15 protein-coding genes and 2 pseudogenes are annotated in these 19,532 nt (G+C 51.0%); 12 read left to right on the top strand and 5 right to left on the bottom strand.

The window, feature by feature from the left end; translation table 11 throughout:
* Positions 1 to 874 precede the first annotated feature (874 nt).
* A complete protein-coding gene (locus AKG35_RS10310; RefSeq protein ID WP_011131300.1) occupies positions 875 to 2,299 on the bottom strand; it encodes an NADP-dependent isocitrate dehydrogenase in 1,425 nt (474 codons plus the stop codon).
* Between the two features lie 142 nt (positions 2,300 to 2,441).
* Here AKG35_RS10310 and AKG35_RS10305 point away from each other — a divergent pair, with 142 nt between their 5' ends.
* The gene (locus AKG35_RS10305; protein WP_011131299.1) at positions 2,442 to 3,416 is read left to right on the top strand and encodes a glycosyltransferase family 2 protein; all 975 of its coding nucleotides are present in this window, start codon (positions 2,442 to 2,444) and stop codon (positions 3,414 to 3,416) included.
* On the opposite strand, the gene AKG35_RS10300 is transcribed toward AKG35_RS10305, so the two are convergent.
* Positions 3,401 to 4,708, bottom strand: a complete 1,308-nt coding sequence (locus AKG35_RS10300; RefSeq protein ID WP_011131298.1) for a ChbG/HpnK family deacetylase — start codon at positions 4,706 to 4,708, stop codon at positions 3,401 to 3,403. The genes AKG35_RS10305 and AKG35_RS10300 overlap by 16 nt on opposite strands.
* A 483-nt stretch (positions 4,709 to 5,191) precedes the next feature.
* Between AKG35_RS10300 and AKG35_RS13570 the strand changes: the two are divergent.
* From AKG35_RS13570 to AKG35_RS13250, 7 genes and pseudogenes are all read left to right on the top strand, one after another.
* A pseudogene (locus AKG35_RS13570) lies at positions 5,192 to 5,323 on the top strand (biliverdin-producing heme oxygenase); the annotation flags it as partial.
* Positions 5,324 to 5,468: 145 nt separating this feature from the next.
* The gene (locus AKG35_RS10285; protein ID WP_011131296.1) at positions 5,469 to 6,506 is read left to right on the top strand and encodes a glycosyltransferase; all 1,038 of its coding nucleotides are present in this window, start codon (positions 5,469 to 5,471) and stop codon (positions 6,504 to 6,506) included.
* Positions 6,507 to 6,680: 174 nt separating this feature from the next.
* Positions 6,681 to 8,498 (top strand): ABC transporter ATP-binding protein, encoded by a 1,818-nt coding sequence (locus AKG35_RS10280; RefSeq protein ID WP_011131295.1) that lies wholly within the window; start codon positions 6,681 to 6,683, stop codon positions 8,496 to 8,498.
* Positions 8,499 to 8,503: 5 nt separating this feature from the next.
* On the top strand, positions 8,504 to 9,712 hold the full coding sequence (locus tag AKG35_RS10275; protein ID WP_011131294.1) for a glycosyltransferase family 1 protein: 1,209 nt from the start codon (positions 8,504 to 8,506) through the stop codon (positions 9,710 to 9,712).
* The gene (locus AKG35_RS10270; protein ID WP_011131293.1) at positions 9,709 to 10,890 is read left to right on the top strand and encodes a glycosyltransferase; all 1,182 of its coding nucleotides are present in this window, start codon (positions 9,709 to 9,711) and stop codon (positions 10,888 to 10,890) included. Before AKG35_RS10275 ends, AKG35_RS10270 begins: the two co-directional genes overlap by 4 nt.
* A gap of 7 nt (positions 10,891 to 10,897) precedes the next feature.
* Positions 10,898 to 12,019, top strand: coding sequence for a glycosyltransferase (locus AKG35_RS10265; RefSeq protein WP_011131292.1), 1,122 nt, complete (start codon positions 10,898 to 10,900; stop codon positions 12,017 to 12,019).
* 5 nt (positions 12,020 to 12,024) lie between these two features.
* Positions 12,025 to 12,186, top strand: coding sequence for a hypothetical protein (locus AKG35_RS13250; protein WP_162009618.1), 162 nt, complete (start codon positions 12,025 to 12,027; stop codon positions 12,184 to 12,186).
* Here the strand turns inward: AKG35_RS13250 and kdsA are convergent, their stop codons facing one another.
* Positions 12,187 to 13,038: a 3-deoxy-8-phosphooctulonate synthase gene (gene kdsA / locus AKG35_RS10260; RefSeq protein ID WP_011131291.1), complete on the bottom strand. Its 852-nt coding sequence runs from the start codon at positions 13,036 to 13,038 to the stop codon at positions 12,187 to 12,189.
* Positions 13,039 to 13,118: 80 nt separating this feature from the next.
* Between kdsA and AKG35_RS10255 the strand changes: the two are divergent.
* The 4 genes and pseudogenes from AKG35_RS10255 to AKG35_RS10240 all read left to right on the top strand — a co-directional run bounded on the left by AKG35_RS10255 (position 13,119) and on the right by AKG35_RS10240 (position 17,098).
* Positions 13,119 to 13,780 (top strand): annotated as a pseudogene (locus tag AKG35_RS10255) (hypothetical protein).
* An 11-nt stretch (positions 13,781 to 13,791) separates the two neighbouring features.
* Positions 13,792 to 14,778 (top strand): ATP-grasp fold amidoligase family protein, encoded by a 987-nt coding sequence (locus tag AKG35_RS10250; protein ID WP_080502869.1) that lies wholly within the window; start codon positions 13,792 to 13,794, stop codon positions 14,776 to 14,778.
* 80 nt (positions 14,779 to 14,858) lie between these two features.
* Entirely contained in the window at positions 14,859 to 15,830 is a 972-nt protein-coding gene (locus tag AKG35_RS10245) for a hypothetical protein (protein WP_157859880.1), read from the top strand.
* On the top strand, positions 15,830 to 17,098 hold the full coding sequence (locus tag AKG35_RS10240) for a glycosyltransferase family 4 protein (RefSeq protein ID WP_011131286.1): 1,269 nt from the start codon (positions 15,830 to 15,832) through the stop codon (positions 17,096 to 17,098). The genes AKG35_RS10245 and AKG35_RS10240 overlap by 1 nt, the downstream gene beginning before the upstream one ends.
* Here the strand turns inward: AKG35_RS10240 and AKG35_RS13065 are convergent.
* Together AKG35_RS13065 and AKG35_RS10235 are read right to left on the bottom strand one after the other, a co-directional pair.
* Positions 17,095 to 17,313, bottom strand: coding sequence for a hypothetical protein (locus AKG35_RS13065; protein ID WP_157859879.1), 219 nt, complete (start codon positions 17,311 to 17,313; stop codon positions 17,095 to 17,097). The two genes, AKG35_RS10240 and AKG35_RS13065, sit on opposite strands and share 4 nt — an antisense overlap.
* 425 nt (positions 17,314 to 17,738) lie before the next feature.
* Positions 17,739 to 19,508, bottom strand: a complete 1,770-nt coding sequence (locus AKG35_RS10235) for a hypothetical protein (protein ID WP_041384696.1) — start codon at positions 19,506 to 19,508, stop codon at positions 17,739 to 17,741.
* Positions 19,509 to 19,532 lie beyond the last annotated feature (24 nt).

Genomic DNA, 19,532 nt, shown 5'->3' with positions numbered 1-19,532 from the left:
CATCACTATTGGCGATCGTTCTCAATACCGTTGGCTGTTGCCTGAAGATTTGCTTTTCGGTACCAGCATTTCGTTGTTAGCTTTGAATGAAAAAATGAGCGAAAAATAGCACCTAATTTGCTGGCATTGATCTTTCATTAATTATAGCCAGGCAACTCGATTTCGCGTTTAAAATGAATCTCATGCTTGCGGCTTGCTCGCTATTGAGAACATCTCGATCATGTCGTTGCTCACGGCAGAATTGTTTCTTTGCTTTCGGTATTTTGGGGTTACTGGGAAGATTGAATGCCTCAAAGATTTGATTCGCTTCGGCCTGAATATTTTCATGGCGACATGTTTGATTGACAGCGGGCTTGCCGTTTAATGTATGCATCTCTTGGTTGCGTCTTGCGATGCCTTCGATTTTTGAGCTGTTGAGAAATGCATCAAGGCTTCATCGCTGAGACTTTGCCTATTGACGAGAACTATTGAGAAATTGCGAGATGCCATGGATTGCAGGGGAAGCAGAAGTTGAAATAGGATTTCCAAATACTTGGCTAGAAGTACTTTAAGGTTTTCCTGGGCATGATATGAGTATGGTAGTCAATTTCCTTCACCTTTTCAGATAGCTAAAGGCAGGCCAGCTTTCGCTGCGTGAGCATTGATAGGTAGAAAAATTTTTACACTAAGGTGTTAAATATATTGGCTTTGTGTGGCCTAGCTTTCTTCTATTTCTTTGTCTTTCCCTAATGGCGTAATGATGTTTTTTGATTGCATGTGCTAGGAAGGTAATTCCTATTGCAGTCGATCTAGTCTTGCGTTTGCCGATAAAAATGAACCTTTCACTATGGCTAATAATCATTGATTACAGCTGGAAATTTTTAGGGCGTTAGCCTTAGAAGTGGCTGATGACGGCCTCAGAGAAGCCACTGCAGCTCACAGGGTCTACGGGTGGGTCCATGAGGCGAGCCAGGTCATAGGTGACCTGTTGATTGGCAATCGCAGCACTGAGCCCTTTTGTGATCAAGTCTGCGGCTTCTTGCCAGCCCAGAAACTCCAGCATCATCACGCCGCTGAGGATCACCGATCCAGGGTTGATGCGATCAAGGCCGGCATGCTTGGGTGCTGTTCCGTGGGTCGCCTCGAAGATGGCAGCGTTCTCGCCGATGTTGGCTCCCGGGGCCATGCCTAATCCGCCCACCATCGCCGCGGCTGCGTCGGAGATGTAGTCGCCATTGAGGTTGAGTGTTGCCAGGATTGAGTATTCCTGCGGCCGTGTTTGGATCTGTTGGAAGATGCTGTCGGCGATGCGGTCATCGACAAGCACCATCGCTTTCCATTGGCCGTTGCCATGACTGGTGCCGATGGCATCCAGCACGCCGTGCACTTCGGCATCGATGCTGGCCTTTCTCTCAGGCGTGAGGCTGTCGTAGCCAGGCTCGATCATGCGGGCATTGGCTTGGATGCTTAGTTGTGGATCGTTTTCAAGATTGCCGAGAATCCAGCTCTCCCTTTCGGTGATGCACACGTCGCGGAACTCACTTGTGGCGAGTTCATAGCCCCAGTCACGGAAGGCTCCTTCAGTGAACTTCATGATGTTGCCTTTGTGCACCAAGGTGACGTGGCGCTTGTCGCCCTTTAGCCGAAGAGCATGTTGAATCGCTTTGCGGATATGACGCTGGCTGCCGTGCTTGCTTACCGGCTTGATGCCGATGCCTGAGCCTTCAGGAATCTGGCGTTTGCCGAGCTTGCCGTTGGCGGGAATGACGACAGTGTTGAGATGTTCGCGCAATGTCTTGCCGACTGGATCATCGGCTTCCCATTCCACCCCCATGTAGATATCTTCCGTGTTTTCTCGGTAGACGATGACATCAAGATCCTGAGGCCGTTTGTGGGGACTGGGTGTGCCCTTGTAGTAGCGACATGGGCGGACGCAGGAATACAAATCGAAGATTTGACGTAGGGCCACATTGAGGGAACGGATGCCCCCACCAATTGGAGTCGTGAGGGGACCTTTGATGGCGACCCCATAGGTTCGGATCGCTTCAAGGGTGTCCTCTGGTAGGTACTGGTAGGTGCCGTAGAGATCGCAGGCCTCGTCGCCTGCATAGACCTTGAACCATTCGATACGACGCACGCCTTGATAGGCCTTTGTTACAGCTGCATCCAGCACTCGTTGGGTCGCCGGCCAGATGTCCACACCTGTGCCATCACCGCGGATGAAGGGAATGATTGGCTCGTTGGGTATGACTGGCTGACCGTTCACGAAGCGGATGGCCGTGCCCTGGCTTGGTGGGGAGAGTTTCTCGAACTGAGCCATGGGAAACGTTCGCGACGGTGACGCGTGCTCAGGCGAGCCTATGTCTTGGTGGTGGCCCTGACGACCAGACTTAAGCGACTTAGCTTGAGCTTGCCAAATTCTTCTCGAATTCAGTAGTGCTGTTCTACGTCCATAGTGAGTGATGGAGAGATCATCAATTTCAGAGCGTTTGCCTGGTCAGATCTGGGTAGTAGCTGCCTGTTTCAATGAAGAGGCTGTGATCTGCCACTTCATCGAACGAGTGCTTGCCTTGCCGGAAGTCAGTCATCTGTTGCTGGTGGATGATGGCTCACGTGACGCCACGGTGGCTCAGATCCGCTCATGGCAGCAGCGATTTGTTGGCTCTAAGGCTTCTACTCCAGTCACTTTGTTGGAGCTCACAAGGAACTTTGGTAAAGAATCGGCAATGCTGGCCGGCTTGGATTATGCCCAGGACCACTGCGATGCTGTGGTGCTGATTGATTCAGATCTTCAGCATCCGCCAGAGTTGATTACGCAGATGGCTCAGGCTTGGCGTGGTGGTGCTGAGGTTGTTACTGCAGTCCGTGACGATCGTGATCAGGAATCAAGGTTGAAAGTAACAACTTCCTCCTGGTTCTACAGCGTTTTCAACCGGGTAGTGGATTCCATTCAACTGATTGATGGGGCAGGAGATTTTCGTTTACTCAGTGCACCGGTTGTGCAAGCCCTAACTCAAATGCGTGAATTCAGTCGTTTCTCCAAAGGTTTACTTCCTTGGACCGGATATCGCAGTGTCGAGCTTAGTTACAGCAGGGTGAAACGAATGGGAGGTCGTAGCTCCTGGAGCCCCCTGAAGCTATGGAGCTATGCCCTTGATGGCATCTTTTCCTTCTCAGTGATTCCTCTAAAGATTTGGAGTTTTTTGGGCCTTGTAGTTTCCTTAATTAGTTTGCTTTACGCCGCAGTGATCGTTTTGATCACGATTTTTAATGGAGTTGACCTTCCTGGCTATGCCTCACTGATTGTGGCGGTTCTGTTTTTGGGGGGTATTCAATTGATTGGTATCGGTGTACTTGGCGAGTACATCGGTCGGATCTATGTGGATACTAAAGCCAGGCCACACTATTTCATTAGGGCCATTCATGGTTCACTTTGAGTGGAGGCACTGGCTTGTATTTTTTTGACTGCTTGCCACTCCAGTTGACGCCATGTGGAGGAGAAAAATGTACGAGATAAAGGGAAATCTGTTAGGCCCTTATGAATCTCTTCTGGCTTTAGCGGTGCAGCTGGATGCGATAGCAGCAAAGGTTGTGTTTGCGGTGGTGAGAATGAAACAGATGTGAGTTCTTCCCAAGCAGCTTTGAGCGGAGCATCCACCATTCGCCCTGTGAAAAGCACGCCGGCAAATCGGGCGTTGGTCGCGACTAACGCTTTGCGCAGTCGTGGTAAAGCCATGCGAGTGAGGTTCTGCAGCACAAGCCACTTCAACCAGCCACCATTCGTTAGAGCTGTTAGCCAGTAGCGTGATGACAGCCCAATAGGCAAGGGCTCAGCAGTGGTGCGTAACCAGCTGATTCCTTGCTCAGGGGCTAGTTCGAGGATCACATCGAGCACGATTGGCACCAGATGCACATGTTGATGGCCATCAATGGCGATGATGGTGAGTCCAGTGAGTTCTCGAAATCGCTGGATTTGAGAATTCAGTTCACAGCGAAGTTGCCTCTCAAGTCTTCGTCGTTTTGGCGCATTTTTAGGTAGGCATGATGCCAGCATTAACGTCCCAAAAGAGCATTTGAGCCGCCCTGCATCATCAATGAGTTCAGACACTTGTTGAGGGGGCGCTACTGCTCGACCTTCGCTTAGGCAGAGGTGCAAGCAAAGTTGAAGGCTGGGGTAGCTTCTACTTTGTTCAATAGCGGACTCAACGGCATTGCCGTTTACCAGCAGGCTGGCGCTGTCCAACTGCCTGGCCGCAGCAAGAGCAAGGATGGCGGTGTTGGTCGCGTTGGTGAGACCTAGGTCATCGGCATGCAGTTGAGGCTTCGTCTTGTTAGATCGTTGCTGCCGGCGCACGCTGAATCGGGCTGCCCTTGACCAGATCAGAGCATTGAGCAATGTCGGTGTAAAAACCAGCATCACTGTGGTGATCGGTAGTGAAGCCCAAGGGCTGAGCGCCAATGGCAATAGTGCGCTCACGCTGACATTGACACTGAACTGCAGAAGCAACCAGCGACGTGCGAAGCGCTGTCCAGTTGTTTCTGAACGGAAGGTGTATAGGGCATGGCCTAGATAGCTGACCAATGAGGCGGCTAAGAAGCCACTGAGGTTGCTCAGCCAGAACGGTATGAGCTTTGCCATGAGCACCAGCACCGTTGCGTGTATGGCTGCAGCTGCTAGTCCGACTAGTCCATAACGCCCTACCCGTTCAGCCAATGGCTGCAAATTCATGGCAGCACAGTCTCAAGGATTGCATTCATCGCCTTGAGATGATCGAGTAGCAATAGACATGACATGGCAAAGCGATTCCTCATCAGGGACAACATCAAAGTGCCGCAACCGTAATGGCATGGCACTGATTGATCCTGCAAGATTGGTACGCTTCAGGAGACTGGATGCAGTCGCTACAAGATGCATCACTTGGAGTTTGCTCAGGGCCAGATTGAATCGTCATGCCTTGAGTCTGTATATGCCAGCTACTCAATCCATCTTCACTTGCTGAAGGCATGATCCACAGATTTGCAGTTGGTTTGAGGGTGAGACCCTTGATCTTGCGCTACTAATACAGCCGTGGAGCTTGTGGCTTTAGTGCCGCCTTCTTGATGCAAATCAGTTCAGCGGGGAGGGTGTTCTCTTAACTCTCTGCAATCGATGATTTCATGACGCACCAGCTATTTTTAATGCCCTTTCACCTGTAAAAGGTTTGTGTTCCAAATGGTGGTAGTCCTGGCGAGCGCACTGAGAGAAGGCATTAAGGCAGCCCATACGATGGCCGAGAACACTGGTTTCGTGAGCTCTTTGCTCAAAGGCGTGGTTGATCTCTCCAGTTATTGCAACTTGGTGTCTGCAATTGGGAAGGTCCTGTTTGTGGATTGTTCACGTGCCGCCAAGGAGGTGGCAGCACCGAGGATGTGGTGGTCTGAGGGGATTGCAATCGTCAGATTTGATCAAACTGCGGCATAGTTCTGCATCGGTTAGTCCCCTCGCCCCTGTGCGTCGCGTCTTTTTTCTGGTTCCGGGGACTATTGATCGCTATCGCTGCGGTGGTCTTTCAGTGGCGCTTCATACCGCAAGGTTGGTGAACAGGCTTCTACCTACTGATTTGGTCACCTATCGGACCCGTCAGGACGATTATCTGTTTTTGGATGATCTTTTGCAGCAAGAACCAGCTCCAGGAGAAACGCTTTGGGTGGTGAGCTGGGGGTTTGAAGTGCCGAAGTTATTACGGCGTCTAAGGGGGCGGCATGTGATTTATCACGCCCATAGCAGCGGCTATGGATTTGATCTTCCATCAGGGGTTCCTGTCTTCGCGGTGAGCAGGAATACCCTTGGCTACTGGGCTGACCGGGCACCTCGCAATCCTCTTTTTTTGGTGCCTAATGCCTTAGAACCCCATTGGTTGGAGAGAGGTGCTCGGCTTGGAGTAGCTGTGGCTGAAGCTGGAGATCGCTCCATCGATGTCTTGGTGCAGGAGCGAAAGAGTAGCCGTTATGTGTTGGGGCAATTGGTTCCTGCCTTGAGAAAGCTAGGGCTGAAGGTTGTGGTTCAGAGTGGCTGGGTGGAGGACCTGGTCGCTCTGTTCAACGCTTCCAAGGTTTATATCTACGATTCGGCTGAGTATTGGCGGAGTAATGGCCTGAGTGAGGGCTTTGGCTTGCCCCCTCTAGAGGCGATGGCTTGCGGCTGCGTTGTGTTCAGCAGTTTCAATCATGCGCTCGCCGATACCCTTGAGCCGAGTGTGGTTGGCCATCAGATTGGTTGCGGCAGTCTCGCCTGGGATGTGCGACGGATTTGCGAATCTGTGCGAGAGCCGTCGGCTTGGCGTCCAACGCAGGAGCGGCTCAATCAGCTGTTAAGTGAACATACGGAAACGGCTTTGATGTCGCGTTGGAGATCGGCGCTGGCTGCTATTGAGACCATGCCGTCAGATGAAGTGCCCCTCAGGAGGTCTCCAACCTTTCTGTTGCGATTCAATCGAAAGGTTGGCCGAATATTGAGGTTTTTGAGACGGCTGATCTCTCGCTGCTAATTGTGGCTTGTGTCTTTCTGATGAGCTGCTGCATCGACTAGGGGGCTTGGGGAGGGTCAATCGGTTACCTGGCTGGCCGACCTGTTGCTGATTGTGGAGGTTGGCAACCGGTAACTTGCGCTTTAAGGATGCTTGCGTTTCGTCTGCCTCCGAGAAGAATTGTGCGGCGTGTCCATGCTCTTGCAAAGCCAGACCTGGAAGGAACTAAGAGAGCTACTCCGTCAACTTCCCTCTAAGCGCATCAACCTTCTGATTCTTGTTTTGCTGGCCTCCTTTTTTCAGGGCTTGCTTGACATGCTGCTGGTTGGTCTGCTGGCCAGGTTGGTAGGGGTGATGTCGGGAGCGACGTTGCATGATCGCATTCCGGGTATCCGTTTTTTTGGCGGTGGCATTCTTGATCAAACCGGATGGTTGTTAGGGCTATTAATTGCCTCTTTTTGGTTCACCTCGGCGATCCGATTTGGTGTCTCTTTGATGCAGAGTTTGCTCAGTGCGGAGATTTGGACAGATTTAGTTAATAAGGTCTATGCCAACTTGATGCTGCAGCGTTATGAGTTCTTTACTCACAATCGAACTGCTCATCTTTCGGAGAGATTTAATAGAATACTTAACCGTGTTTCGACGACAGTTGTTACACCTCTGATTACAATTGTTGGTAACACGCTTTCAGTTTTAGTGCTACTTGTTGGAGTGGTATTTGTACTTGGCTGGGATGCCCTGTTGATTTTCGTTTTGATGTTGGCTGCCTATGTCATTGCTTCAGTAATCATTACCCCATACTTGCGTTTGTCAACGAAGCAGAAGTTGCGTTACTCGCGGCGGATCAATTTATATTTGATGGAGTCTCTGAGGTCAATGAGAGATGTGCAAATTTATTCTGCTGATGAATTCTTTGTTCGAAGATTCTCTCGAGATGGAGTTGTCGCGAAGCGTTATGACCGTCTGTCCAAGCTTTTGCCTGATGTGCCACGGTTCATCATTGAGCCTGCAGGTATCACCATCCTGTTTTTGGTTGGTCTGGCTCCGGCATTGCTGGCTGGTGATACAGAGAAAATTCGTGAAGCTGTGCCGATTTTGGCAGCAGTCCTGGTCACGTTGTTGCGCATCTCGTCTCCCCTGCAATCGATGTTTCGTAGCATTAACAAGCTCAGAGGCGGCCTGCCTGAAATTAAGGATGCTTTGCAGTTGTTGAGCATGACCCCTGATCGACTTGTGTTGTCGTCCCCCGGGGTGCCCACTCCCGAGGGAGTCATGCCACGCAGATTTATTGAACTGGAGGGCGTGGGTTTTACTTATGGCGGTACTGAGAAAGAGGTGCTTCGAGATGTCAATCTGACGATTCCCGTAGGTTCAAGGATTGCTTTGGTTGGCCGAACAGGCAGCGGTAAGAGCACATTGGCTCATCTCTTGCTGGGGTTATTTCTTCCCACGCGAGGTGAACTCTCGCTAGACGGTGTTCCGCTCAATGAAGAGGAGGTGCCAGCATGGCAGGCCAATTGCGCACTTGTCCCCCAGGATATTCGCCTTCTTGATGCAAGTATTCGGGAAAATATTGCCTTCGGTCAAGATCTTGAATCCATCAATGATGATGATGTTTGGGTCGCTTTGGAGGCTGCTCAGTTTGATAACTATGTGAGTCAGATGCCTTATGGATTATTTACCATGGTTGGTGAGAATGGTGTGAAACTTTCTGGCGGTCAGCGGCAAAGACTTTCTCTGGCTCGAGCTTTCTTCCGCAAGGCAAAAGTACTTGTGTTGGATGAGGCGACAAGTGCCCTCGATAACAAAACTGAGCATGATGTAATGCAGGCTCTTGATATTGTTGGACGCCGCTGTACCACAATTGTGATTGCGCATCGCTTGTCGACGGTCAAGAAGTGTGATCAAATTTATGAAATGGCAAACGGCAAAATTATTGCCAATGGCACGTTTGAAGAACTGCAGAGAGAGTCGGCCAGTTTCCGAGAAATGGCGTTAATCGAAGTTGAATAGTTCTCATGGCCGATTTTATTGTTCTTTCCACCGCAGACTGGGATCATCCACTGTGGACCAATAAGCAGCATACGGCTCTTGCGCTGGCTGAGGCTGGCCACCGTGTGTTGTATGTGGAATCGCTTGGGATTCGTGCACCTCGGGTTGGAATTGCGGACCGAGCCCGAATCATTCGGCGTCTTCGCCGAATGATTCGGTTGCCCTATAGGCGTCACAAAAACCTCTGGGTCTGGTCGCCCCCAGTCATCCCTGGTGGGCATTCAGGTTTGAAATTGGCTTTGAATCGTTTTCTGCTGCGAATTGGATTGTTTGTGGCGACTCGATCGTTGAAATTCCGATTCCAGATTTTATGGACTTATAACCCCCTCACAACTCTCTATCTCGATCTCAGCCGTTTTGCAGCTTCTGTTTACCACTGTGTCGATCGCATTCAGGAGCAGCCAGGTATGCCTTCTCAGCTGATCGAAGTCAATGAGCGGCAGTTGTCGCGTCAGGTTGATGTGCTGTTCACCACCTCGCCTGAATTGCAGGCCACTCATCTTCGCTGGAATCAAGCTGCTCGAATGTTTGGCAATGTGGCCGATTATCGTCATTTCAATCATGCGCTTCAGCCTTTAACTTGCCCACAATCTTTAAGATCAAGTCCTCGTCCTCGACTCGTATTTATGGGGGCGATTGATGCCTACAAGTTAGATCTCAGGCTCTTGAATTATCTGATCAGTCGTAATCCTGGCTGGGATTTTGTGCTGATTGGTCCGGTTGGCGAATGTGATCCGTCTACGGATGTGGCTGCTCTGGAGAGTTGCCCAAATGTTCAGTTGGTTGGTCCACAGCCCTATGAAGCATTACCAGCCTGGTTAGCCCACGTGGATGTGGCCCTTCTGCCTTTGCAGCTCAACGGCTACACCCGCAACATGTTCCCGATGAAATTCTTCGAGTATTTGTCTGCAGGGTTACCTGTGGTGGCCACAGCGATTCCCGCTTTGATTGCTCATGCCGACGTGGCTTGCCTTTGCGAGCCTCAGGTCGAGATCTTTGAACAGGCGATTCGAGCAGTCTTGGCTGGTCAAGGGCCCAATCTGGATCAACGCCTTGCCAGAGCACGGACTCAGACATATCAAACTCGAACGGAGGCGATGCTCGAGATCCTTCAACAGCAAGGGCTGCTCGCGCGCTTTGGGTCGCACTCGCGAGTCCAGGTGACCGGTGCATGAGCAGCAGCGAGGTGTCGATGCGGCGCGTGGTGCTCTACATCGATAGTTTCAAACTCGGTGGTGCTGAGCGCATCACCCTTACTTGGTCGTCATGGTTGCGGGATGCGGGTTGGTCGCCAGTTCTGCTGACGAGAAAACCACTTAATTGGGATTTCTATCCCTTGCCTGATGGTGTTGAACGTTTGGTGGAAACCTCCGACAGCAGGTGGGTTCGATGGCTTGGTGTTGTCGGATTCCCTGTGCGGGTTTGGCGCTTGCGACGCTGGCTCAAGCGTGAGCAGATCAGTCTGGCCATTGGCGTCACCTCGATCCCTGCTGTCAAATTGCTTTTGGCTTCTCGGGGGCTGGGGATCCCCACGGTGGTGTCGGAGAGAAATTTCCCGCCATTGAAACGGATTGGTTTGGTCTGGCGCCTGTTACGTCGATGGGTATATCCCTGGGCTGCACTGCACCTGGTGCAGACACAGGTCGTGGCCGATTGGCAAGCAGCTCATCTCGGTGTGCGTGATCAGTTGTTGTTGCCAAATCCGGTGCAGTGGCCCCTCGATGTGTTTGATCCGCAGCTGGATCCTTGCAGTTGGCTTGCAGATGCTGGTGTGAGCGGTGACGCTCCTGTGCTTCTTGGTGTTGGAACGAAGGCCCATCAAAAGGGTTTCGATCGCCTGATCGATTGGTTTTTGGCGCTTGCCGACCGTCATCAGGATTTGCAGCTCGTGCTCGTTGGTTTGGATCAGCGGCCCTACCGAGGCCGGGACCAACAAATCGAGCTCTTGGCGCGGGTGCACGATCGCCCTGACTTGGTGGATCGGATTCATTTGCCTGGTCGAGTCGGCAACATGGCGGATTGGTATGACAGAGCGACTCTGTTTGTGTTGGCCTCTCGTTATGAGGGGTTTCCGAATGTGTTGCTGGAGGCCATGGCAGCAGGCTGTTGCTGTGTTGCAGCGGATTGTCCCCAGGGGCCTTCGGAATTGATCACGTCTGACCATGACGGGATCTTGATACCGGCAGAGAGGCCTGATGCTTTCTGGGTTGATCAACTTGACGCCATGCTGATTGACTCTGATCTGCGCCAACGCTTGGGGCGGGAAGCTCAGGCCGTGCGTCAGCGCTTCGCATCGGAATTGCTTCGGAAGCGATGCCTCGAACGCTTGGAGCAACTCCTCCCTTCCGAGTGACGACGTCATGACTGATTCTCGCCAGCGCTTATTGGTGTTTGCGCCAACCCGCCGGGTTGCCTCGGAAACGTTTGTTCGTGCGAATCTGGCCGGCTTGCCGTTTGAGGTCAGCGCTTACTTCGGCGATGAATTCCCCTTGGATCAGCCAGGCAGGTTTGCTTATGGCTTGGGAGTGCTGCTCAGCAAAATCTTCACTCGCTTGGGTTGGCTTCGTTTGGCCGAGCTTCCTGCAGCGTTCGTAGCGTGGATCTTGATCCGCAGGCATCGACCCGATGTGGTGTTGGCCGAGTTTGGCTTCCATGCGGTGCGGGTGATGCAGGCGGCTGCCCGTGTCGATGTGCCTTTTGTGGTTCATTTCCGGGGCTCGGATCTTTCTGCAAATCGGCGCCTTGGTGTTTTGCGTTCTCGCTATCGGCGGCTCGTTAGCATTGCCTCTGGTGTGGTGTGCAAATCGAGGCCGATGGCCACCACGTTGGAGCAGCTGGGAGCGTCACCGTCGACGATTTTGATCAGCCCCTCGGGCGCCAATCCAGCCTTGTTCTCAGTTGGTGATCCGGCCCTCGCAGCGCCGGTGTTCCTTGCTGTGGGGCGATTTGTTGCCAAGAAAGGCCCTCTCCAAACAATTCGTGCTTTTGCGGGCCAACCCCAAGGTGAGTTGTGGATGGTGGGTGAGGGACCGTTGCTTGCGGAAGCTCGTCGTTTGGTGCAGGCGTTGCAGGTGCAGGATCGGGTTCGCTTCCTGGGCGTTAAAACACAATCGGAGGTGGCTGCATTGATGCGTCAGGCGAGGGTGTTTGTGCAGCACTCCCAGATTGCTCCCGATGGCGATAGTGAAGGCAATCCTGTTTCGGTGATGGAGGCTCAGCTCTGTGGTCTACCGGTGGTGGCGACACTCCATGCGGGGATTCCTGATGTGGTGCTGGATGGCAGCACTGGGCTGCTGGTGGAGGAAAACGATGTGGACGGGATGGCTGAAGCGATGACAAGGCTGATGGCCGATCCCAATCTCGCCGCTCAGTTCGGGCTGGCTGGCCGGGAGCGGGTGTTGGCTGCATTCACGCTCGAGCATCATTTGCAGGATCTGACACGATTTCTGCAGCAGCAGATTCGTTCCACTACCCACTTTTGATCTGTGTGGATACCCCGAAACGCAAGTTGTTGTTGATTCGCTCAGAGATGGACCGGCATCATCACCCTGGTCTTGGCACCTGGGGTGGCTGCCTTGAATGCTCAATGGGTGACTTCCAGTCAGCAGTAGGCAGCAATCAACTTAGAGTTGATCTTCAGTTTGTTTAACTAGCTCACCGAGAGAGTTGGGAGTGCTTTCACAACCTCATCGATCGCTTTGACCTGCTGGAGAAAAGGTTCAAGCAGCGCCAGTGGCAACGCACTTGGACCATCGCAGCGCGCCTTGTCGGGGTCTGGGTGAGATTCTAGGAAAAGTCCTGCCAGGCCTACTGCCATGCCAGAACGTGCTAGATCGACCACCTGGCTGCGGCGGCCACCGGAGGCAGCTCCACTTGGGTCGCGACACTGGAGCGCGTGGGTCACATCAAAAATCAGGGGTAGGTCATTGCAGCAGTGCTTCATTACTCCGAAGGCGAGCATGTCAACCACAAGATTGTCATAGCCGAAGTTGCTTCCCCGCTCGCAGATAAGCAAATTCTCGTTGCCGCATTCGCGGAACTTTTCCACCACGTTTGACATTTGCGATGGGCTGAGAAACTGCGGCTTTTTGATGTTGATGACTGCGCCAGTTTTGGCCATTGCTTCAATGAGATCGGTTTGTCTCGCGAGGAAGGCGGGCAACTGGATGATGTCGCAGACTTCTGCCGCTGGGGTTGCTTCTTCCGGGCTGTGCACATCGGTAATCACGGGGATCCCGTGGGTGTCTTTCACCACTTGAAGAATCTCGAGCCCTTCCCTGAGGCCAGGCCCTCGGTAGGAGTGAATGGAGGAGCGGTTGGCCTTGTCGAAGGAAGCCTTAAACACCAGGGGAATTCCGAGCTTGGTGCAAACCGTTTTGTAATGGCCAGCAACCTCAAGTGCAAATTCCCGCGACTCGAGCACATTGATGCCTCCAATCAGCACGAACGGTGCATCGTTGGCAAAACGAATGGTGCCGAGGGCGATGCTGCGGGCAGCCATGGCTTAAAGCTTTGATGTTTAGGAGCCTAGGGCTCTTGCAGTAGCAGCCTTAATCTCAATCCATCACGTGATGAAGGCGGATGTTGACGGCTCCAATCCCGATTTTCATCGGCTATGACTCGAGGGAGAGGGCTGCAACAAATGTGCTGATTGACAGCCTCTATCAGCACAGTTCGGTTCCCCTCGCGATCACGCCGCTGGAGACGCCTCAACTGGAAGCTCAAGGGCCTCTACCGACGCGAGCGCGACCCGAAGCAGAGCACAGCCTTCTCCTTCACACGGTTTCTCGTTCCCCGCTTTATGGGCTATCACGGCTGGGCGCTTTTTATGGATTGCGGCATGTTGTGCCGCGCCGATATCAAGGCACTTTGGGATCAGCGGGATGACCGCTATGGCGCAATGCGTGTGCAGCATGAACATTTCGGGGGAGACCGTGAAGTTCCTCGGGGAGGTGCAGAGCGCTTATCTGAAGAAGAACTGGAGTTCGTTGATGCTGCTGAACTGTGGTCGTTGCAACAAACTCACTGTGGATTACGTGAATACGTCCACAGGCTTAGAGCCGCATCGCTTTCATTGGCTGGAGGGCGACCATAAGATCGGAGTCATCGAGGGCGGTTGGAATCACCTTGTGGATGTGCAGGTTCCGCTGGCTCCCATGCTGCTGTTGTTCTGGTCCCTTGCTGGCCTGGGCCAGCAGTGCAAAATGGGACCCTTGCCGAGATCTGTTCGACAAGCGTCTTAGCCAGTGTGCCGATGCCTGCGAATGACATCACGACCTGGAGGGAACAGTGGCTTATGCCACTGAAGCGACTCAATCGATTCAGACTTTGGCTTTGGGAAACACCACCCGTCTATGAAATTCGCGGACGTTGCTTTCAGATCAAAGAGCGTCTTTGTGGCTACCCAGAGTTACACCGAGCGTTTCGAGAACGAACTGGGTATGAGCTAAGTCTGCATCATCCATGCACCTTTCACCACAAGATCACGGTTCTCAAAATTAGGCGATCTCCAAGGATTTTTGTTCGGGCTGTTGATAAGATTTTTGCCAAAGAATTGGCGCTGGAGTGGGCTCATCAGCATGGGTTCCGTCTCTATGTTGCGCGCACTTTGGCTGTGACGAAAGATGTTTCAGAGATCCGTTGGCATGAACTTCCTCAACGCTTTCTGATTAAGGCCACCCATCGATCGGGCGCGAATCTCTTTGTCGATCAGAGTCAAGCCTTTGATCTTGACGCGTTGCGCGTGCAATCAAGGGCATGGCTTCAATACCCCTATGGTGTCTACAAGCATGAATGGGCGTACTGGCCAGTTCCGCGGCGTCTTCTGATTGAGGAACTGATTGAACCTGTGGATGGAGAGGAGCTGGTTGATTATAAGTTTCACATGAGTCGTGGGCGCTGTTTGATGATTCAGGTCAATCAGGGATTGCGCTCTGGTAAACGAACGATCGCAATACTTCATCCTTCATGGCAGCTTCAGCCTGTGAAATGGGTTTATCCTCAGCCTGAGGTCATACCTCAGCGACCTGACACTTTTTATGAGATGCTGGAGATGGCTTCCGCTTTCTCTCGCGAATTTCCTTATTTGCGTGTGGATCTTTATAGTGTCAAGCAGGTGATGTCTGGAGTGATGGTGTCTCGTGTGATGTTTGGAGAATTCACCTTTTTCCCTGGAAGTGGAAGTGAGTCTGTTGATCCCTTTGCTTTCGATCTCGCCATCGGCAAGGAGATAAAGCTGTAATCATTCATGGCCTCAAAAGGCGTACTCAGCGCTTGAGATATGAAGCACGCTTTTGGGTCTGTCGCCTGAGCTCAGGCTGGTTGTGTCCTCGATCTGGTTTTTATCGACTGTTTGAAGCCAGTCTCAAGTTGCATTTTTATCGGCGAGCAGCAGTCGTGGCCCATCTAGCGGCCTGTCGTCGCCCTGGGGATGCTGATGTGCAATCCATGCAGTGCACGCTGGCCTTTCGAGCGGGACAACTCGATCAGGCATTTTCTTTGTTGGTTCCTCGCTTGCAAGATGGCGATTATCGCGCCGTTGAGCGTCTGCTCTTTCGAACGGGATCGCGTCCGCAAGATGCACAGGATCGGCTTTTGGCTTTGGAGGGTTTGTCCACACTGCACGACTTGTTGCCGAGCCATCGTTGCTACTCGCTGATTGCTCAGAGCTATTTGGTGATCAAGCTGAGTGATACAGCGAAAGCATCATCATTACTTCTGTCTATTCATCCTCTTGTCAACCAGCTCGCTGCTGATGACGCTGTGTATGGATGCACAGCATCGAATCGGCGCAATCAGGCCAAACTTTTAATTTCCCTGTGTACCTGCTTTTATCATCTTGCTGTGTTAGTGGGGAATGATCAGGCTCTCGCCTGGGTCTGGTCTGAGGTGATGGAGGTGGCTTCGAAGTTGCGTTATCCGCAGCTCAATGCCGATGCTTGTCTGCGCATGTCAAGCAATCTGTCGCGTTGTTTGGCAATTGGCGCCTTAATCCCTGCTTCCAATGTTCCTGATGCCATGGAACGGACGCAAACGGAGCTCCGTGTCGTTGAGGAGGCTGTTCGTCGTGATTGTCTCAGTCAGTCCGGGGATAGCTTCTCTAAAACTCAGGAAAATCACCTCGGTTTAATGGTGAACTTGCAAGAGTCTTTGCAGCAACTACGTAGTACGGATGTTGTCACGCGTGACATGGGCATTCGGCGCACATCCCAGTTGCTGAATCATTCTTCTTTCAAGGAATTGAATGCACTCTTGGCAAAGCGTCTTCAGCAGTGCCACGCATCAATGAACTGATGACGGCGGCCTTGCCTGCTGGTAGCGATCTTGTGATCGTCTTGCCCCATCTGGGGCCAGGTGGAGCCCAGAAAGTGGCGTTGATGGCAGCGGAGCATTTTCTGGTGCAAGGACGCCAGGTGACGCTTGTCACTCTGTTGCCTGATAAACCCTTGTCGCATGCTGTTCCGGAGGGCTTGCGTTGGGTCGATCTTGGGCCTGCAGTTGCAGAAACCACGAGCAATCGCGCTCCCATAGCGCGCATCTGGCGGTTCTCATGCACCTGGGGTCGACGATCTCTGGCTTGGATCAGCCTCGTGATCGGATGGAAAGTCCTGAAGAGGTTGGTTCCAGGCCAGGCGCCTTTGTTTGTGCAGTGGTTGGTGTCCAGCGCTTCGGGCGTTCAGGCGACATTGTTGAGAGATCTCCTGTACGCGGGAAAGCCTGCCCGCGTGCTGTCTTTGCTCACTCGCACTAACTTGCTCTGCTGCCAGGCTATGTGGGCATTGCCCGGTCATCTTGTGGTATCGGAACGCAATGATCCGCGTCTCCAGAAGCAGTCGTTCCCATGGCTAAGGCTTCGGTCTTGGTTGTGGCAGAGAGCGGATGTCATTACAGCCAATACGATTGGGGTGCTTGAGGGGCTCCAGCACTGCCATCCAGCGATGGCTGATGACATGCGCTTGTTGCCGAATCCTTTGGTTGTGGATTCTCATCCGGGCAATCATTCGGATGAGCCAGCGTCGGGCACTTGTTTTTTGGCAGTTTGCCGCCTGGTGCCTCAGAAAGGCATTGATCTTTTGATTCAGGCCTATGCCCAACTGCCAGAACCACTTCGAGAGATGTGGCCATTGCTGATTGCTGGAGATGGTCCAGAGCGAGCCTCGCTTGAGACACTGGCTTCTTCGCTACTGCCAAGAGGTCAAGTGCGATTCATGGGGTTTCAGCGAAATCCTCAAGTTCTGTATCACAGAGATGCAGTCTTCGTGCTCTCTTCTCGTTTTGAGGGTATGCCCAACTCACTGCTTGAAGCGATGGGAAGTGGTCTTGCGGTGATCGTCAGCGATGCATCACCTGGTCCTTTGGAGGTGGTGGTACATGGCAAAAGCGGTTGGGTTGTTCCTACCGAGAAAGTCACTTTATTGGCAGAGGCCATGCAAGCCATGGCGGAGAATCCAGCTTTGCGCTGTCGGTTAGGTGACGCGGCTGCTGAGTTTATGGACGCCTATTCATGGGATACTCTCGATCCTATCTGGAGTGACATACTGTGTTTGGAAAAGCCAGGTTAGTAACGTTGCTGAATGCTTCGAATCTGCTCTTTAGCTGCTTTAGTTTTTTGCATTGAGTCAATTAAGAAAAGCCCCGAAGTTTTCCTATTTTGCTTTTGTTTGAAGTGATATGGCATTGCCATTTTTGGATTTGAAGTTGTTTTGATTGCCCCCTGGTGCAATAAAGTTTGCGAATGGGTTTTAATGCACCAAGTTTTTTCAAGTATTGAAGGCAATTAAAACTCCTTCGTTTCATTGTGAAATTGTCATGCAAGGCTTTGCTGGCTAGTATTTTTTGGTCTAGTTAGAAATGCTTTCTTTTCTAGTTTAAGCATATGAGGATGTAGCGTACTGTCAATTATCAAATCATTATTTTTGCTTTTTAGGAGACAAGTAATGGTTGTTGACGTCTTTCGAGTCGAATTGCTCAGTTACGTTGGCTTTGGCTTTTTGGCTATGTCTGGATCGTTGCATGCTGGGATATAAGTGGGGAAATAATAACGAAGAAAGCCTGTCGATTCTATTTGCTGTAGGGATTGCATGAAAAAATACAAAAGATCAAGGTGCAAGTAAATTGTTTATGAATAAGTTGTTGATGCTAAGTGCACTTTTTAAAGCCAATCTATGATTGAACATGAAGCAAGTGATTTAAATCAACCTTTTAGCGCTTTATATAAATTCTGCCGTTCTTGAGATTTTCTGCGTATTCGTAAATGGGCACAAATCCGTCAATATTGATGCCAAATTCTTTTATCCGGTGGCGACCAGTATCAAGGTCTAAGAAAAAATCACCTATTTGTGGTTGATGGAAGCCACCCTTGCCAACTCCGTCAACGATTAAATATTCTTTTGTATCTTCGTTGAGGTAAATAAGTCGATCATATTTCAATTGTTTTAAGTGACTGAATCGCCGGAACCATGATTTGGAGAAAATAACGTTCACTGGTTGGCCTGTTTCGCGTGCGGCGCGCAAGATTTCATCAGATTTTTTGTATGTTGCTGCCCATGAGCGCTGTGTCATGGTCATATCTTTGATGCGGTGATAAAAAGTGTTTGGAAACATATGCTCACCGTAAATAATTGCAACACTTAAAAATGTTCCTGCAAAACTTGTTTTGTTAGGACCAATTCTTTTCTCTAACCATGGCTTGATGCAGGATTGCCATGCAATGAGGATGTCGATGACAGCAACAAAATGCATTGGCAGTGCCATATAGTTGCTGGAGCGGTATCCAACAAAGTAATAAAGAGCGAATACATATGCAAGTGCTCCGAAATTTGCGCCGTCGACTGGATTTGGAGTCTCCTTTTTCTTGAGAATTTGAAAAGACCTAATCGCTGTATAGATGGAAAGAATGAAGAGGCGTAAATCTGGCACAAAACGTACAAATTTTAGTTCAGCGTCGTAGCGATCTCCGCCTACATATAAGCTAGGCAGGTAGCTTAAGTATGCAAAGCATATTATAAAGAATAGAGCCAGGCTCATAATTGCTAGTTCTGCTTTGTACGCTGAAATCCAACCTTTAAATGAAGTTTCGCTGGGCTTAGGCATGTTTGTTACTAGGCCTATATTGCCCAGCGCAAGCGTTACTGCTGCAGGTGAAAGAAATAAAAGTATTGCGGTGTCTTTGAAGAAAATTCCAATTAAGGCGCAGGCGATCGCGGCATTTCGTGATAGAATTTGCTTTTTAAGTTTATAATTTATGTAGGCATATAGGTGGCCAGCAAATAAAAGAGTCACAATACGCTCGCTGTAAATAAATTGAAAATAACTGTAGGCACTTGGGGCTATGAATATAAATAAAATTGCAAACATCGCGATTGCTTCGCGCCCTTGTTTATGCTTCACGGTGAGATCAGCAATTTTGGCACCAAGTATTACTGTGGCGATCATTTGTGCTACATTGAAAATCATCCAGATCTTTGGATATGGTGTTAACCAACTGAGAATTTGTAGGTCCTGGAAGGCCAAGGGGTAAAAGCGAAAATCGTTTCGAGACATAGTTTCTCGAAATAGATTCATTCGTAACGAGAAATTATCAAGCAGGTAGCCTGCCTGGATATCGTCAAACCAGCCGATGATTTCTTTATAAAACCAGCTGGCTTCGCTCACCATGAAAATGGCGCAAGCGGTGAAAATCACCGTGGCAAATGGGTGCTGAGATACTGCTTTCCATGCTCTTTGCCTCTTGAGTGGTTTGCCTCGCGACGAATGCGGATCTCTGGATGCTTTCTGACGTGTTTGATTCAGCAGCCAGGCCAGTATTGCTGCCAGAGCCAATAAGAAAAGAGCATGACTGACTATGTTGTAATTCAAGGTTATGGCTAGCCCTTCCTCTGATCGTGGATTGGGCCAGAGGTCGCGATTTGCTTCGACCCATTGGTGAGCGACAAATGCAAGGGTCAGCAGGGCAGCAAAAAAGCTTGCCATCCAGACAATTAATGGATGTTTTGA

This window comes from Prochlorococcus marinus str. MIT 9313 (assembly GCF_000011485.1).
Lineage (GTDB): Bacteria > Cyanobacteriota > Cyanobacteriia > PCC-6307 > Cyanobiaceae > Prochlorococcus > Prochlorococcus marinus_D.
This window is presented reverse-complemented; position numbering and strand designations above follow the sequence as displayed.